Below are 15,567 nucleotides of genomic sequence, written 5' to 3' on the forward strand. Positions count from 1 at the left end.
CCCGAGGAACCCGGGCGCCACCACTGCCGGGGGGCCGAGGAGGACGCGACCGGCCCCGTCACATCCCCTGCATGTAGCGTGCGGTGGCGCCGAAGAGGTACATCTCCAACTGCTCCTCCGACAGCCCCTCCTGCTTCGCGGTGTACAGGGCGAGCGTGGCCATGTCGCCGACCAGGTTCGGCCCCGTCAACAGGTAGGACTGCCCCGGGGGCGGCGCTTCGGGCCCGATCTGCTCCAGGACGAAAACCGCCGTGCGGACCGGTTCCAGCGAGTCCAGGGCGTAGGGGTAGCAGCGTTTGAGGTCCTCCAGGTATTCGCGGACCTGGATGCCCGGCTCATGGCCGCTGAACGCATACTCCATAACATTCCTAAAGAAAGCGGACAGAACACCCATAAAGGCCGCGCCCGCGGTCTCCATGTCCGCCCGGTGGTCCTCGATGCGCCCGCCGCGGAACAGGCAGTCCAACAGCACGCGGTGCGCCGCCATGATCTCCGGTGGCACTGATCCCCTCCTCGCACTCGCCGATACATCATGTCGCGGCGTTTCCCCGCGCAGGAGGGAAGCGGCCCAGGTGTCCGGAAGCGGCCACGGTGCGGTTCAGGGTCAGGCGTGACAGGAACAGCGCGGCACAGTAGAACAGCGTCAAGGTCTTGGTACGACAGCTTTTGCGGTCACTAGCAGAAAGAGCTCCGAGGCGGTCACGTTCTCGTCCGGCTCATCCGGTGCGCGGGGAAAGGGGGTCCGGACTGTGAGCGGTGAGAAGCGCGAGGTCTGGGGGATTCTGGAGGTCAGGGCTATCGTGGAGGGGGAGGACCGCCATGCCGGGGCGCTGAGGTGGCGCGGCTTCCAGACCACATATCCGTCCTACGATGAAGCGCTGTCGTGGGCCCACCACGGCTCGGCGGTGTTCGGGCACCCCTCCGACACGCGCTTCCCCCATCCGACGATCAGGAACGCACAGGTCATCGTCGACCAGGGCTCCCTGTTCATGGTGTTCCCGATCCCGGCCGGGGCCGACCGGCGGGAGCACTCCGAGAGGATCTACCGTGCGGCTCCCCAGGAGTGGCTGGGCAGTCTGCTCGGCGTCTGAGATACGGCGGCGGGGAGCCAGGGGCGGCGGCCCCGACGGCGTGGCGGGCGGCCAGGCGGCAGCGTTGACGCCCTTCCCGTCGACCCGGTGAAGACCGAGGCCGGACTACCCCTTGCGATGCAGTTCTTTATGCACTGCCCGTTGCATCTGACCCATGGTTTCCCTCAGGTCGCGAGCCTCATCGCGCAGCCGCGTCCGCCATACGGGGTCGCGCTCTCTTTCGTAACGCATCGCGACTGAGCTGATTTCTTCAAAGTGTTCGATGAGGCATCTTGCCATGAGCAGGATTTCCTCGCTTCCCGGGGCCTCGATCGCCATACGAGAATACAGGTCCTCCAGTTTCTCGATAGCGTCACGCTCTTCCCGGTACCGGCTGTCCGTGTAAACGCCCTCTTGAATCCTCTGACACTCCTTGGCCGCCAGCACGAAGCTTGTGAACAAATCTCGGCGCGACTCCCGAAGAACCTGATCCCGCTGGGCTTTGCGCGCCGACAAGGCCACGAATACCGAGGCCACGGCCGCGATGACCGCGGCGATCAGAACCGCTTCCGCCTCAGACATGCCCCAGATTCTTCCAGGCCGATCCGCCGCATAGGAAGCTGCTACGCGCCGCCATATCCGTTCGCAGCCGGCCCAAGCGACGCTCGGCCCCCGGTTCCCGACCTTCACCGGCCTCCACCGGAACCGCCCCTGAATGGTCCAGGTGTCCCCGAACCCCCGGTGACAGGACGCGTGACCGGCGCGCGGGGGTCGAGTCCGGCAAGGGCCGTGGACTTCGCGGCGCCGGAATCCGCGCACGGCCGGGCGAGGGGCTAGAGTGCCCCGCATGCCATCGGATGACCTCTCCCAGCCCGGCCGCCACGACCCCCGCCGGAGCCGGGCGGGCCGCGCCGTCCTGGTCACCGGTGCCGCCCGGGGCATCGGCCGGGCCGTGGCCACCGCGTTCGCGGAGCTGGGCGACCGGGTCGCCGTGCACTACGCGACCCGCCGCGCCGAGGCCGAGGCCACCCTGGCCGGGCTCCCCGGCGAGGGGCACGTCCTCCTCCGGGCCGACATCGCCGACCCCGACGCGGCCGCCGACCTGGTCGGGCGGGCGGTCGCCCGCCTGGGCGGGCTCGACGTCCTGGTCAACAACGCCGCGGTCAACACCGCCCACCCCCTGGCCACGACCTCCTACGAGCAGTGGCAGCGGGCCTGGCGGACCACCCTGGACGTGAACGTGCTCGGCGCCGCCAACACCAGCTACCTGGCCGCACGGCACATGATCGACCACGGGGTGCGCGGCCGCATCGTCAACGTCGGATCGCGGGGCGCCTACCGGGGCGAGCCCGACCACCCGGCCTACGGCGCGAGCAAGGCCGCGCTGCACTCCCTGGGCCAGTCGCTGGCCGTCGCCCTGGCCCCGCACGGCATCACCGTGGCCTCCGTGGCGCCCGGGTTCGTGGAGACCGAACGCGTGGCCGACCGCCTCACCGACCGGGTGCGCGCCGACAGCCCCTTCGGGCGCGTGGCCTCCCCCGAGGAGGTCGCCGCGGCCGTGCGCTACCTGGCCTCGCCCGAGGCGGTGTGGTCCTCCGGCGCCGTCCTGGACGTCAACGGCGCCTCGTACCTGCGCTGACCGGCGCGGCCGAAACGGGAACCCCCCCCCCGAGGGTCCTCCACACCCGCGAACGGATTCCGCGAAACACCTGACGGGGAGGCGGCGCGGGTCTAGTGTGCTGGGTGCCAGCCGCACGACCCGCTTCCGCAGCACGGTTCCCGGATCGCCCCCAGGTGAGGCCATGCCCGAACACACCGAACCCCGCACCTTCGACGCCGTGCTCCAGGAGTTCCAGCGGACAAACCCCGGCTGGACCCTGCGCTGCAACCCCGGCGCCGTCCCCGGCCGCCGCTGGGCGGCGGACAGCATCGAGCTGCTGACCGCCGAGGAGATCCACTGGGGTTTCAGGAACACGATCCTCGGCCCCGAGATCGCCACGGTGCAGAAGCGCCTCACCCGGGAACGGGAGGCCCTGGAGCGGTGGGAGCGGGCCCAGCGGGAGGAGCTGGAGGAGTGGAACGACTGGGAGGACTGAAGGGGCGGCAGGTCCGCCCCCTCGTCCGGTGACGCGCGTCCCGAGGAGACCCTCCCGGAGCCGCCGCACCCGTGTGGTGAACGCGCCTCCGGGGAGGGCCGTCCCCGCGCCCTGCGGCCCGCCTCCCTGCGGAGACCGTCCCCGGCTCGCCGTCCCCGTCCGGTGCCGCGCCTGACCGGAGGAGTCACCCCCGGTTCCCCGTCCCGGACGGCCTGAGCGTCAGTCGCAACAGTTGCAGCACTCACAGCAATTACAGCAGTTGCAGCACTCGCAGGCTTCACACCAGGAGTTCCGCGGTTTGCCCGACCACGGCCCGGGGTGGGGATCGCGACAGCAGAATTGGCATGTTCCGCACATGAACAGCGCCACCGCGCAACCCGCCAGGACGCCCCGCTGCTTGGGCGGGTGCCGGAGTTCGGGGGTGTCGCACGAACAGGAGTCGCAGCAGCCGCTCCTCTTCCGCGCCCCGCCCGAACCGGAACCCTCACCGCCGGAGCCTCCCCCGCGCCCGCCGCCGTGGCGACCGCCGTGAGCCCCGTGCCCGTCACCTCCCCACTGGTGGGGCGGCTGCTGGTGGTGGGCCTGGTGGGGGTTCTGGTGGTGGGCCTGGCGGTGGGACTGATGGTGGGACTGATGGTTGTGGTGCTGACCCGGGTGCGGATATCCGCCCTGGGCGAAGACGCGGTCGACGGCCCGGCGCAGTTCCACCACCAGAAGCGCGCGGACCAGGCGGTCGTCGACGAACCCGGCCTCCTCCAACGCCAGCCGCACACCCAGGACGGCGTCGTCGCACAGTTCACGGGCCCGGTCGAGCCCGGTGCCGGTGGCCGTGAGTGGGTTCCAGGCACCCTTGCGCCCGTCCTCCTCACGGTCCTCCACCGCGTCCAGCAGGTGGGCGACGCGGCCGAACAGGCGTCCCGCCTCGCGCAGGGGTTCGGCATTGGCGGGCCGCCCCGCCAGGACGGCGGTGTGCGCGAACGCCTCGCCGGTGGCCTCCTCGGTCGGCCGGGTCACCGCCAGGACGTCGGTGCCCGGTCCCGCCGAGGACTCGGCCTCCCGCTGCCGGTCGACCACCGCGACCAGCCCCGCGCCGTCGAACCCGAGCCCGGCGCCCGCCTCGCGCGCGTCGCGCCGCCAGCGCTCGGCCACCCGTCCGGCGAGCGCGCGCACGCCGCGGCGGGCGTAGGGGCCGTCGCCGTCCTCGATGTGGTCGGCGATCTTGGCCGAGGCCAGCATCAGCGACACCGCCGCCGCCAGGCGCGCGCCGGAGCCGTCGGCGACCTCGGCCCCGCGCATGCCGCGCAGGGGGCAGCGGCCCGCCCGGCGCGTGCCCGCGCACTCCTCGGACTGCGCCGCGGCCAGGACCGACACCACCAGGCCGTCGTAGTTGGTGGCGATCCGGGACGCCTGGCCGTGGTCGTCGCGCAGTGCCAGGCACAGCCCGCACATGTGCGACATCCACTCCTCGGCCAGCCCGTCGGACAACGTGTGCCGACAGGGACGCAGGATTCCGAACACGTGCTGACACCTCGTCTTCCGACGCCACGGCGGTGGCGGACTGTGCTGAACACCGGGGTTCGATGCCCGAGCCGCGCGGGAGGTTCCGGCCGTTCCGACACCTTCGGCACGGCTTCGGCGGCACGGTCCCCGTTCGCGCGACCGGACTCCGGTCGCCGGGGACCGCGGCGGTCCGGCGGGGCGATCCGAGACGAACGAACGGCACTGTCTCTCACATCGGCCCTAAGTGGAGAATGGCGTCCGTTTAGGCCGTAGCGTGCACGACGAGGACCCCGCACGGACCCGACGTGCGGCGGCTGACAAGGGGGACCAGAACAGTGAGTCAGATGCGCGCGGCCCTGTACGACCGGTACGGCGGCCCGGAGGTGCTGTACGAGGGCACGGTCGCCAAGCCCGGCGCCGGTCCGGGGAAGGTGCTGGTGCGCGTGCACGCCGCCAGCGTGAACGGCGGCGAGCTGCTGGGCCGTGCGGGCAGGGCGCGCCCGGTGACCGGGCTGGCCGGGAGGGGCTTTCCGAAGCGGACCGGGATCGACTTCGCGGGCGAGGTGGTCGAGACGGGTTCCGGCGTCTCCGGGTACGCGCCGGGGGACCGGGTGTGGGGCGCGCTGCCCAGAACGTTCGGCAGCGCGGCCGAGTTCGTGGCCGTCGCGCCCCGGCAGCTGGCCCCGGCACCGGCCGGGATCGACCTGGTCGAGGCCGCTGCCCTGCCCGGCGTCGGCACGACGGCCGTGACCGCGCTGCGGGACAAGGCCCGCCTCGCCCCGGGCGAGAGGCTGCTGGTGCGGGGCGCGAGCGGCGGGGTGGGCAGCGTCGCCGTCCAGCTCGGCCGGGCCTACGGCGCCCACGTCACCGCGCTGGCCGGGGCCGGGAACCTGGACCTCGTGCGGGAGCTGGGCGCCGACGAGGCCTTCGACTACGCGAGCACCGAACCGGAGGACCTGCCGCCGTTCGACGTCGTCCTGGACACGGTGGGGACCGGGATGGGCGCCTACCGCAGGCGGCTGACCCGGAACGGGCGCATGGTCACGATCACCTTCGACATCGAGCGCGTGCTCGCGTCGCTCTCCTACGTCGCCGCCTCGGCCGTCTTCGGCCCGCGCCGGATCCGCGCGTTCAGCGGCGACCCCGGGCACGAGCTGTTCGCCGAGCTGACCCGCCTGACCGAGTCCGGAGCCGTGCGCCCCGTCGTGGACAGGGTCCTTCCCCTGGCCGAGATCGCCGAGGCCCACCGGGCGCTGGAGGCCGGAGGGATCCGGGGCAAGGTGGTGGTGCGCGTGCTCGGACCGCGGGCCTGAGGCCTGCGGCCGCCTCCGGTTCTCCGTGGTCCGTGAGCGTGCCGCCCGTTCGCGCGGGCGGCACGCACACCACTCCTCGGCGCACCGGCGTGCCCGCCGTACCTCCCGCGAAGGCGCGGGGTACCTCGACCACGCCCGCGAAAAGGTGGTGCGGAGCGGCCGCGCGGAGGGACACTGTGATCCCCGTCGTCAGGAGAGACACGTGTCCACCGACCACGAGCGCCCGCCCCCGCTGCCGCGACCGGTCACCGGCGTCTACGTCCGCCACGTCGAACAGTCCGCGTGCCCCGGCTCCTTCGCCATGGTCTGGGTCGACGCCGAGCCCCTGCCGGAGGAGGCCTCCGGGGACTTCGCGTTCGTCGACGACCTTCCCCCCACCTGCCGGTACACCGGGGAACCGCTTCCGCGGGAGTTCGCCGAGGCGTTCGCGGAGGGCGCGCGCGAGGCGTGGCGGGAACGGGAGGAGGGCCTCCCCGCCTTCGCGGCCCGGGTGGTGCTGCGCGACGCCGTGTGGCACTGGACCGACTCCAACGTCCGGAGTTTCCAGGTCGCGGGACGGCTCGCCGCGAGGGAGATCCTGAGCTGCGCCGCCGAGGGCCGCGAACCGCGGGCGGTCGGGCACAGCGCCCGGCGCGACCGGCCGACCCCGCCGATGCCCAGGACGCCGCCGCCCTCCGGCACGGCCCCGTCCGCCTGAGGCGGTCGGCGGCGCCCGGCCCCGCCCGGGGAGAGCGCCGCCCGGGGAGAGCGCCGCCCGGGGAGAGCGCCGCCCGTGAGGACGGGCGGCGCACCGGGCCCTGGTCAGGACCGGACCGCCACGGCCCGGGAGGCCTCCTCCAGCCACCCCAGGTACCAGTCCGTGAAGGTCAGGGGCGCGCCGTCCCCGCCGGTGAGCGGCGTGAGGTCTTCGTCGTCGACACGGCCGTCGCTCCACATCCGCCCGACCTCGGGGCCGGTCACGACCAGCCACTGCCGCAGCGCGCAGCCCAGGTGGCACAGGCACAGCGCGCCGACGGTACGTTCCTCGGCCCACAGCAGGTCAGCCATGCGCGCGTCCCAGGCCTCGTAGACCCGGTCGAACTCCTCACCGTCCCCGAAGTCCTCCTCGACGGGCTCCTCGGCCCGCAGGGCGGCCAGGGACCGCGGGTCGGGACCGGTGGACGGGAACGGCTCCGCCAGCCGCGCCGGGGCGACCAGGTCCGCGCCGTCGCCGTGCCACCGCCACCGACCGTCCACCCCTCTGACCAGGGGGAAGACACCGTGTGCGGGCCCCGCTCCGCCGGCGCCCACCCTGAGCAGGAACTCCCGGTACCCCGTCGGCAGGCGGATGCCCAGCTGCCCCTCCGCCTCGGCCAGTTCCTCCGGGGTCAGCGGTTCCAGCAGTGCGAAGCGGTGGGAACCGGCACCGAAGACCTCCCGGGCACCGGGCGCCCGCGCCAGTTCCCGCACCCGTTCGCGGACTCCCGCCCACACATCCGTACTCGTGTCCATGGCGGCATCGTAGGAAGCCCCGCCGACAGTGCGGCGGCGACGGGACGGAGAGGCGGCCGGGAGGCGCTATCGTCCGGTGGGGCCGCAACCGTCCCGGCACGCCGCGGGAGCCCCGTCGCGCGGCCGCACACAGTGAGGAAGAACCGGCTTGCACACGAGCACCACACCGCCCGGGTCCGCGCGCCCCGACCGCGGCGGCGGCATGCCGCGCTGGCTCCCCCGGGCCATGCTGCTGGCCCTGTGGCTGGTCACCGCGTTCGGCCTCACCCTGTGGCTGTTCGTCCGGTTGCAGAGCCTCATCATGCTGCTGCTGATCTCGCTGTTCCTCGCCCTGGCGCTGGAACCGGCGGTCAACTGGCTCCACCGGCACCGCTGGCCGCGCGGGCCCGCCACCGGGCTGGTGATGCTGCTGGTACTGGCGCTGACCGTGGTGTTCCTCAGTCTGCTCGGGTCGATGCTGGTCGGCCAGATCCTGGCCTTCGTCTCCGAGATCCCCGCGATGATCCGCGCCGCGCTGGCCTGGGTCAACACCACGTTCGACACCTCCTACTCCCCCACCACCCTGCTCAACGAGATCTCCAGCGCCAGCGGGCTGATCGAGCAGTACGCCTCCGGTATCGCCAACAACGTCTGGGGCGCCGGGACGACCGTCCTGGCGCTGCTGTTCAACGCGCTGACGATCGCGCTCTTCACCTTCTACCTGTGCGCCGACGGCCCGCGCTTCCGCCGCGTGATCTGCTCGGTCCTGCCGCCGCGCACCCAGCGCGAGGTGCTGCGGGCCTGGGAGATCGCGATCACCAAGACGGGCGGTTACCTCTACTCCCGTGCGCTGCTGGCCCTGGTCTGCTCGGGCGCGCACTACGTGGTGCTGGTCGCGCTGGACATCCCCTTCGCGTTCGCCCTGGCGCTGTGGGTGGGCGTGCTGTCGCAGTTCATCCCCACCGTGGGCACCTACATCGGCGGGGTCGTCCCGGTGCTCGTGGCGCTGATGGAGGGCATCTGGCCCGCCGTGTGGGTGCTGGTGTTCATCGTCGTCTACCAGCAGTTCGAGAACTACCTGCTCCAGCCGCGCATCACCGCCAGGACCCTGGACATGCACCCGGCGGTGGCGTTCGGCTCGGTCCTGGCGGGCGTGGCCATCCTGGGGGCGCCCGGCGCGCTGCTCGCGCTGCCGATGGGCGCGAGCATGCAGGCGTTCCTGGGGACCTACATCCGGCGCTACGAGGTGGCCGAGCACCCCCTGCTCTCCGACGCCGAGGAGGACGGGAAGGGCGGGAAACCCTCCCCGGATCCGGTGGCCCCGGTCTCCGAGGGCGACGGGGGCGACGCGCGTCCCCCCGGTCCGCGGGAGCGGGAGGGCGGGGAGGGACCGTGACCGCCCGTTCCCCGGGCGTCCGGGCCGACGCGGGGCCGTGATCCGGAAAAACCGGGGGAAACCGGGCCACTCCGACCCGGCCGTCCCTGTCCGTACCGCCTGAGGAGATGACGGACACGTCCGTTTCGGCACCGGAAACACCCCATGGGATCGAGTACCGTTCTGGTACGGGCCGGCGTGAGGAAAAGGGCGGTCGACATGGACATCCTGCGCAGGAACAACGTCACCGTCACCGGTGCGGCCGACGGGCCGACGGTCGTGCTGGCCCACGGGTTCGGCTGTGACCAGAACTTGTGGCGCCTGGTCGTCCCGGCCCTGGCCGAGCGGTACCGGGTGGTGCTGTTCGACTACGTCGGCTCCGGGGGGTCGGACGCCTCCGCCTGGAGCGAGGACAGGTACTCCTCCCTGGAGGGCTACGCCCAGGACGCGGCCGAGGTCTGCGAGGCCCTCGACCTGGAACGGGCGGTGTTCGTGGGGCACTCGGTCAGCGCCATGGTCGGCGTCCTGGCCGCGCGGGCGCTGCCGGAGCGGATCCGGGCGCTGGCGATGGTGACCCCCTCCCCCCGCTACATCGACGACGAGGGCTACCGAGGCGGCTTCACCGCGGCCGACATCGACGAACTGCTGGCCTCGCTGGAGTCGAACTACCTGGGCTGGTCGTCGGCGATGGCACCGGTGATCATGGGCAACCCCGAGCGGCCCGAACTGGGACAGGAGCTGACCACCAGCTTCTGCGCCGCCGACCCCGACATCGCCCGGGTCTTCGCCCGCACCACCTTCCTGTCCGACAACCGCGAGGACCTGAAGGGCGTGGAGGTCCCCACCCTGGTCCTGGAGTGCACCCAGGACGCCATCGCCCCGCCCGAGGTGGGCGCCTTCGTCCACGCCGCGATCCCCTCCTCCACGCTGGTCACCCTGGACGCCACCGGCCACTGCCCGCAGCTGAGCGCGCCGCGGGCCACCGCGGCGGCGCTGCTGGAGTTCCTGGAGTCCCTCCGGGACGCCGGATGAGCGGGGAGACGGGGCCTCCCGGGGCCGGCAACGGCTCCGCCACCGACGCGGCCCTCAGCGCGCTGCTGGAGGACAGCGCCGAGGAACTCTACGAGTCCGCGCCGTGCGGCTACCTGTCCACGCTCATGGACGGCACGGTCGCCAGGATCAACGCGACGCTGCTGAGGTGGCTCGGCCTGGAGCGCGCCGCCGTGGTGGGCCGCATGCGCTTCACCGACCTGCTCACCGTGGGCGGCAGGCTCTACCACGAGACGCACTTCGCGCCCCTGCTGCACCTGCGGGGCGAGGTCAACGGCATCGCCCTGGAGATGCGGGCCTCCGACGGCGGCCGCCTTCCCGTGCTGGTCTCCTCCACCGTCAAGCGCGACGGCGGGGGCCAGCCGCTGCTGGTCCGCACCACCGTCTTCGACGCCACCGACCGCCGCTCCTACGAGGAGGAGCTGCTGCGCCGCCGCAGGGAGGCGGAGCAGGCCCGCGCCGAGGCAGAACGGGCCCGCGAGGAGGCCGAACGGGCCCGCGCCGAGGCCGAGGAGGCGCACCGGCGGGCCGAGGCGGACCGGGCGCGCCTGGGAGAGGCGCTCGTCATCCTCCAGAGGGCCCTGCTGCCCGACACCCTGCCCGACGTTCCGGGCATGGAGGCCGCCGCCTACTACCACACCGCCTCCCCCTACCGGCTGGGCGGCGACTTCTACGACCTCTTCCCGCTCGGTGACGGGTGCTGGGCGTTCTTCCTCGGCGACGTGAGCGGCAAGGGGCCCGAGGCCGCGACCCTGACCTCCCAGGCCCGTTACGTCCTGCGCACCACCGCCCTGCACTCGTCCGAACCCGCGGACGCCCTGGGCACGCTGAACACCGCCCTCCTGGAGCGCTACGCCGACAACGGCGACCCCCGCTACTGCACCGCCGTCTTCGGCGTCCTCGAACCCGACGGCGACGCCGGGCACGTCCGTGCCCGCCTGGCCTTCGGCGGCCACCCCCCGGCGCTGGCCCTGCGCGGGGACGGCCGGGCCGAGTTCCTGTTCGCCCCCGGCGGGATGCTCGTCGGCGTGCTGCCCGACGCCCACTTCGCCACCGTCGAGACCGCCCTCGCCCCCGGCGACACCTTCGTGCTCTACACCGACGGCCTGACCGAGGCCCGCACCGGCGCCGGACCCGACACGATGTACGGCGAGGAGGCCCTGCTCTCCTTCGTCGCGCGGCACGCCCCCTCCACGGCCCACGGCGTCGTCGACGCGCTGGCCGAACTGCTGGAGGGTTTCGGCGAGGGCTTGGAGGACGACACCGCCCTCCTCGCGCTCGGCGTCCCCGCCCCGCCCTCCACCGCCCCGTCCGGAACCGGACACCACACGATGAGCGGTCCACGATGAGCACCCTGACCGTCACCCGCCGAGACAGCGCGACGGGTCCCGTCCTGGACGTGACCGGTTCGCTGGACTACGACCACGCCTCGACCCTGCGCCACGAGGTCCGGCTCCTGGCCCTGGAGTCCGGCCAGTGCCTGTCCATCGACCTGTCCGGCCTGGACTTCTGCGACTCCAGCGGTATCAGCGCCCTGCTGGCCGCCCGTCAGCACGCCCTGGCGGCCGGGGCCGACATAGCCCTGCTCGCCGTCCCCGCCAACACCCTGCGCATCATGAGCATGGTCGGTCTGAACCGGGTCTTCACCATCCACCCCGGCACCGCCTGACCCGCGGCGGGATCTGCGGCCATCAGGGTTCGGCCGGTGCCGTCCCGTCGCTTCGGCGGCGACCGAAACGACGCGGCCCTAGCGTCGCCGTATGGCTTCCCGAACAGCACCCGGCAGCGGATCCGCCGACCACGACCGCCCGCCTCCGCCCTCCGGCACCGACCTCCCGACAGAACCGGAGAGCCCCGGCGAGCGTTTCCGCGCCCTGCACCTGCGGGGCGCTCCCCTGCTGCTGCCCAACGCCTGGGACCACGCGTCGGCCGCCGCCCTGGCCGCCGCGGGGTTCCGCGCCGTGGGGACCACCAGCCTGGGTGTGGCCGCGGCGGCCGGGCTGCCCGACGCCCGAGGGCTCGCGCGCGAGGAGACGCTACGGCTCGCCCGCGGCCTGTCCCGGCTGGACGTGCCGGTCAGCGTGGACGTCGAGGGCGGCTTCAGCGCGTCACCGGCACGGGTCGCCGCGCTGGCCGCCGAACTGGAGCGGACGGGGATCGCCGGAATCAACCTGGAGGACGGCCTCGCGGACGGCGGGCTCGCCGACACCGGACACCAGCGGGCGGTGATCCGCGCGGTCAGGGAGGCGGCACCGACGCTGTTCCTCAACGCGCGCACCGACACCCGCTGGCTGCCCGGCCACGCGGAACAGACCGCCGACCGGGCCGCCGCCTACGAGGAGGCCGGAGCCGACGGGGTGTTCGTGCCCGACCTGCGCGACGAGGAGGAGATCGCCGCCCTGGCCGCCGCGCTGCGTGTGCCGCTCAACATCCTCCACTCCCCCGACGGCCCGCCGCTGCGGGTCCTCGCAGACCTGGGCGTGCGGCGCGTGAGCTGCGGTTCACTGCTCTTCCGCGCCGCCCTGCACGGGGCCCTGGCGGCGGCCGAGGCGGTGGCGTCGGGCCTTCCCCTCCCCGAGGGCGTCCCGGACTACGGGGCGGTGCAGGGCCTCGCGTGGCGGTTCGCCCGGGGCTCCGCGGACGGATGAGCCGGAGACGGCCGCCGCTCCTGAACCCGTCACCGCTGCGGGGCGCCGCGCCGCTGCCGCCCCGGTCGGCCGTCGGCACGCTTCCCACGGCGGTGGAAGATCGTGGCCGCAGGCGGCGGGCTCAGCGGTCGCCGGTGTCCAGCAGGCGTTCGAAGCGGCCCGCGGGATGCGCGCGCGTGGGCATGGCCTCCACGAACGGCAGCAGCTCCCGCTCGGCGACCCCGTGGATCCGGCGCAGCTCGGCCACCGGGTCGGGGTGCTCGTCCACCCTCAGGTCCAGGTGGGGGTAGGGGTGGCCGGTATGCACGTACAGCGCGGCGCTCTGTCTGCCGCGCCGGTCGCCGCCGGCCGCCTGCCCCGCCTCCAGGGCGCCCAGCAGCCGCCGGTCCATCCGCTCCCCGGCGCCGGCCTCGAACCGCTCGGCCATCGCGTCGAGCGTGTCGGCACCGGTCAGGATGTTGCCCGCCACCGCGTACCCGTCCCCCACCCTGTGGCCGCACCACGGGTGCGCCTGCGCGCCGGTGTGCGCGGCGGCGCGTCCCTCGCGGTCGACCACGGCGACCTGTCGCGAGTCGGCGTCGGGGTCGGCGTCCAGGACCCGGCGCAGCACCTCCTCGGCGGAGTGGGACCGCAGCAGCTCCAGGGCGTCAGCGCCCAGCAGCGGGTTGATCAGCGCCTGTGTGGCGACCGCCCCCGCCTCCGCGTGCGCGAACACCGACAGCGCGCCGATCGCCGGGAAGCGGCTGCTGACCGCGACACCGCACGTTCCGGTGGCGACGTCGTGGGCGACGATGGAGAAGGTGCCTGCGTACAACCGGTCTCGCTCTCGGGTCTTCGGACGAACGGACGCTCGGCCGGTGCGGTGGGGCTCCGGCGCCGGACGCCGGGGCGTTCCCGCCGGGGCCGGAGCGCTCGTCCGGGCCACGGGAAGGCTACCGTGCGGGAACTCATCGCTGGACGCCCTCGCCCACACCGGGGACCCGGACGAACGGGGATTTCCACTTCGCCCCGGCGCTTTCCGTGCCGCTCCGCTTGACTGGGCCCATGCCTGAGCTCTCCCGCGATCTGCTGTTGGAACTGGCTGGCAGAAAGTCCTTCGACCGCGGCCTGGACCACCTCGGACGGGTGTCGGGGCTACGCCGGGACGCGAAGACCGTGCGCGCCACCGTCCGCGGACAGCGGCGCTACCGGGTACGGCTCACCGCCGAGGGAGCCTTCTCCTGGCGCTGCGACTGCCCCTGGGCCGAGGAGGGCGACTGCTGCAAGCACGTGGTCGCGGTGGGGCTGGTGCACCTGTACGAACGCGAGCACGGCGGAACCGCGTCCTCCGTACCCGATGTCTCCTCCTACCTGCACACCCTGGACCGCGAACGGTTGGTGGAGCTGCTGCTGGAGGAGGCGGACCGCTCCCCCGGGCTCACCCTGGCCCTGGAGGCACGGGCAGCGGTGGCGTCCGGGAGCCCCGAGGCGCTGCGGACCCTGTTCGAGGGCGCCCTGCACGTCACCGAACCGGTTCCCTGCGAACAGGCGGCCGAGTACGCCCGGGCGGTACACAGCGCCGTGGACGCGGTACAGGAACTGGAGCGTTCCGGCCGGACCGAGGACGCCATGGAGCTGTTCAACGCGGTGCTCTCCTTCACCCGTGAGGCGAAGGAGATGGTGGAGGACCCCGACGGCGAGGTCCTGTCGGCGTCGGAACGCCTGCACGGGTAAGGGCGGACGACTGCGCCGTGTCTGGTGCTGGCCGCCCGAAACCATTCCGCACACGCTCCAGGCGAGCCGACGAGGTCGGTTCGGCCAGCCCCGCAGAATTTGCCGCATGTGGTTGTAACCCTTATAGTTACGACTAGAACCGAGGGGTGGGGGAGGCGGAGTCCGACGTGAGCGCCAACAGCAGGCTGACCATCGCGGCGCACGCCCTGACATGGATCGGGCTGTATCAGCGGCGCGGACACGAGGTCGCCACCTCCGAGCAGATCGCGACGAGCGTCAACACCAACCCGGTGGTGATCCGCCGCCTGCTGGCCAAGCTGAACAAGGCAGGCCTGGCCGATTCACGGCGGGGGGCGGGGGCGGGCTGGATGCTCGCGCGGGACCTGGCGGCGATCACCCTGCTCGACGTCTACCAGGCGATCGAACCGGGACCGGTCTTCGCCCTGCATCCCGCGACACCGGACACCGAGTGCGTCGTGGGCCACGGCATCGGACCGGCGATGACCGCCGTGTACGACGGCGTGGAGGCGGCCCTGCGCGGAGAGCTGGCCAAGACCACGCTGGAGGACGTACTGCGGGACGTCTTGAACGCCGCCTGACCCGGGACCGTCGGCTCCCCCTGGGCAAGGGGGGTCGCATCCCCCACTCAACGATGTAACCAAAATTGTTACATCAGGAGATCGGAGAGTTCCGTGTGACAGCTGGACACCAGGGCCGCTTCACACGGCTGCTGACCGAATCCGGGTTCGCGCCGGTCGATCTCGGCACGCTGCGCGAAGGCGGGGCGCTCATGCCGCTCGGCGGAGCGCTGAACGGCAAACACTTCCTGTTCCAGTGCTGAGGCCCGACCGGCACGCCTCATACGAACGAAAAGACGAAGGACAAGGACGATGACAACAGACACACAGGCCTCGCGGACCGTGGCCGAGAAGTTCGTGGAGCGCCTCGGCAGGCAGGACCCCGACGGCATCCAGGAACTCTTCGCCGAGGAGATCGACTGGCACGTCCCCAGCAGTGACACGTTCTCCTGGGCCGGGCGCCGTACCCGCCGGGAGGAGGTCGCGCCGTACTTCACCACGATGTGGCCGCACTTCGTGCACGGTAAGAGCGAGGTCGTGCTGGAGCGCGTCATCGTCGACGGTGGCGACGTCGTACTGCTGGCGGTTTGGACGCACACCGTCGCGGCCACTGGGAAGGAGTTCACCACACCGGCGGCCATACACCTGAGGGTCGAGGACAACCGGATCGTCCGCATGCACCTGTACGAGGACACGCTGACTGTCGAGAAGGCGTTCAACGCCGACTGAGCGGAGAGCACTCAGGGGCCTGATG

19 protein-coding genes are annotated in these 15,567 nt (G+C 72.8%); 14 read left to right on the forward strand and 5 right to left on the reverse strand.

Annotated elements, in window-relative coordinates:
- Nucleotides 1-58: 58 nt before the first annotated feature.
- A complete protein-coding gene (locus tag UIS43_RS06765; protein ID WP_013153656.1) occupies nt 59-502 on the reverse strand; it encodes a hypothetical protein in 444 nt (147 codons plus the stop codon).
- 247 nt (nt 503-749) lie between these two features.
- Between UIS43_RS06765 and UIS43_RS06770 the strand changes: the two genes are divergently transcribed.
- Nucleotides 750-1,091, forward strand: a complete 342-nt coding sequence (locus tag UIS43_RS06770; RefSeq protein ID WP_013153657.1) for a hypothetical protein — start codon at nt 750-752, stop codon at nt 1,089-1,091.
- 105 nt (nt 1,092-1,196) lie between these two features.
- Here UIS43_RS06770 and UIS43_RS06775 read toward each other — a convergent pair whose 3' ends face one another.
- Nucleotides 1,197-1,652 (reverse strand): hypothetical protein, encoded by a 456-nt coding sequence (locus UIS43_RS06775; RefSeq protein WP_071622298.1) that lies wholly within the window; start codon nt 1,650-1,652, stop codon nt 1,197-1,199.
- A 265-nt stretch (nt 1,653-1,917) separates the two neighbouring features.
- Between UIS43_RS06775 and UIS43_RS06780 the strand changes: the two genes are divergently transcribed.
- Both UIS43_RS06780 and UIS43_RS06785 read left to right on the forward strand, forming a co-directional pair.
- On the forward strand, nt 1,918-2,709 hold the full coding sequence (locus UIS43_RS06780) for an SDR family NAD(P)-dependent oxidoreductase (RefSeq protein WP_013153659.1): 792 nt from the start codon (nt 1,918-1,920) through the stop codon (nt 2,707-2,709).
- Between the two features lie 163 nt (nt 2,710-2,872).
- On the forward strand, nt 2,873-3,166 hold the full coding sequence (locus UIS43_RS06785) for a hypothetical protein (RefSeq protein ID WP_013153660.1): 294 nt from the start codon (nt 2,873-2,875) through the stop codon (nt 3,164-3,166).
- Between the two features lie 219 nt (nt 3,167-3,385).
- On the opposite strand, the gene UIS43_RS06790 is transcribed toward UIS43_RS06785, so the two are convergent.
- Nucleotides 3,386-4,684, reverse strand: a complete 1,299-nt coding sequence (locus UIS43_RS06790) for a DUF5685 family protein (RefSeq protein WP_370012783.1) — start codon at nt 4,682-4,684, stop codon at nt 3,386-3,388.
- A gap of 326 nt (nt 4,685-5,010) precedes the next feature.
- On the opposite strand from UIS43_RS06790, the gene UIS43_RS06795 reads away from it, so the two are divergent.
- Both UIS43_RS06795 and UIS43_RS06800 read left to right on the forward strand, forming a co-directional pair.
- Nucleotides 5,011-5,979 (forward strand): NAD(P)-dependent alcohol dehydrogenase, encoded by a 969-nt coding sequence (locus UIS43_RS06795; RefSeq protein ID WP_117198954.1) that lies wholly within the window; start codon nt 5,011-5,013, stop codon nt 5,977-5,979.
- A 202-nt stretch (nt 5,980-6,181) separates the two neighbouring features.
- Nucleotides 6,182-6,676 (forward strand): hypothetical protein, encoded by a 495-nt coding sequence (locus UIS43_RS06800; protein WP_013153663.1) that lies wholly within the window; start codon nt 6,182-6,184, stop codon nt 6,674-6,676.
- 104 nt (nt 6,677-6,780) lie between these two features.
- Here the strand turns inward: UIS43_RS06800 and UIS43_RS06805 are convergent, their stop codons facing one another.
- Nucleotides 6,781-7,470, reverse strand: a complete 690-nt coding sequence (locus tag UIS43_RS06805; protein WP_370012786.1) for an SMI1/KNR4 family protein — start codon at nt 7,468-7,470, stop codon at nt 6,781-6,783.
- A gap of 148 nt (nt 7,471-7,618) precedes the next feature.
- On the opposite strand from UIS43_RS06805, the gene UIS43_RS06810 reads away from it, so the two are divergent.
- The 5 genes from UIS43_RS06810 (at nt 7,619) to UIS43_RS06830 (ending at nt 12,522) form a co-directional block, all read left to right on the forward strand.
- Nucleotides 7,619-8,845, forward strand: coding sequence for an AI-2E family transporter (locus tag UIS43_RS06810; RefSeq protein ID WP_013153665.1), 1,227 nt, complete (start codon nt 7,619-7,621; stop codon nt 8,843-8,845).
- Nucleotides 8,846-9,043: 198 nt separating this feature from the next.
- Entirely contained in the window at nt 9,044-9,856 is an 813-nt protein-coding gene (locus UIS43_RS06815; protein WP_370012787.1) for an alpha/beta fold hydrolase, read from the forward strand.
- On the forward strand, nt 9,853-11,223 hold the full coding sequence (locus tag UIS43_RS06820; RefSeq protein ID WP_013153667.1) for a PP2C family protein-serine/threonine phosphatase: 1,371 nt from the start codon (nt 9,853-9,855) through the stop codon (nt 11,221-11,223). The genes UIS43_RS06815 and UIS43_RS06820 overlap by 4 nt, the downstream gene beginning before the upstream one ends.
- Complete coding sequence (locus tag UIS43_RS06825; RefSeq protein ID WP_013153668.1) at nt 11,220-11,543, forward strand: STAS domain-containing protein; 324 nt, start codon at nt 11,220-11,222, stop codon at nt 11,541-11,543. Before UIS43_RS06820 ends, UIS43_RS06825 begins: the two co-directional genes overlap by 4 nt.
- A 91-nt stretch (nt 11,544-11,634) precedes the next feature.
- On the forward strand, nt 11,635-12,522 hold the full coding sequence (locus UIS43_RS06830; RefSeq protein ID WP_370012790.1) for an isocitrate lyase/phosphoenolpyruvate mutase family protein: 888 nt from the start codon (nt 11,635-11,637) through the stop codon (nt 12,520-12,522).
- A 121-nt stretch (nt 12,523-12,643) separates the two neighbouring features.
- Here UIS43_RS06830 and UIS43_RS06835 read toward each other — a convergent pair whose 3' ends face one another.
- Entirely contained in the window at nt 12,644-13,336 is a 693-nt protein-coding gene (locus UIS43_RS06835) for a DUF1028 domain-containing protein (protein WP_370012791.1), read from the reverse strand.
- A 230-nt stretch (nt 13,337-13,566) separates the two neighbouring features.
- Between UIS43_RS06835 and UIS43_RS06840 the strand changes: the two genes are divergently transcribed.
- From UIS43_RS06840 to UIS43_RS06855, 4 genes are all read left to right on the forward strand, one after another.
- Entirely contained in the window at nt 13,567-14,235 is a 669-nt protein-coding gene (locus UIS43_RS06840) for an SWIM zinc finger domain-containing protein (RefSeq protein WP_370012792.1), read from the forward strand.
- Nucleotides 14,236-14,402: 167 nt separating this feature from the next.
- A complete protein-coding gene (locus tag UIS43_RS06845) occupies nt 14,403-14,834 on the forward strand; it encodes an Rrf2 family transcriptional regulator (protein WP_370012793.1) in 432 nt (143 codons plus the stop codon).
- 95 nt (nt 14,835-14,929) lie between these two features.
- Nucleotides 14,930-15,076: a hypothetical protein gene (locus UIS43_RS06850; RefSeq protein WP_198048799.1), complete on the forward strand. Its 147-nt coding sequence runs from the start codon at nt 14,930-14,932 to the stop codon at nt 15,074-15,076.
- 49 nt (nt 15,077-15,125) lie between these two features.
- Nucleotides 15,126-15,542, forward strand: a complete 417-nt coding sequence (locus UIS43_RS06855) for a nuclear transport factor 2 family protein (RefSeq protein ID WP_370012794.1) — start codon at nt 15,126-15,128, stop codon at nt 15,540-15,542.
- The last annotated feature ends 25 nt before the right edge of the window (nt 15,543-15,567 follow it).

The organism is Nocardiopsis sp. LDBS0036, assembly GCF_041228755.1.
Taxonomy (GTDB): Bacteria; Actinomycetota; Actinomycetes; order Streptosporangiales; family Streptosporangiaceae; genus Nocardiopsis; species Nocardiopsis dassonvillei.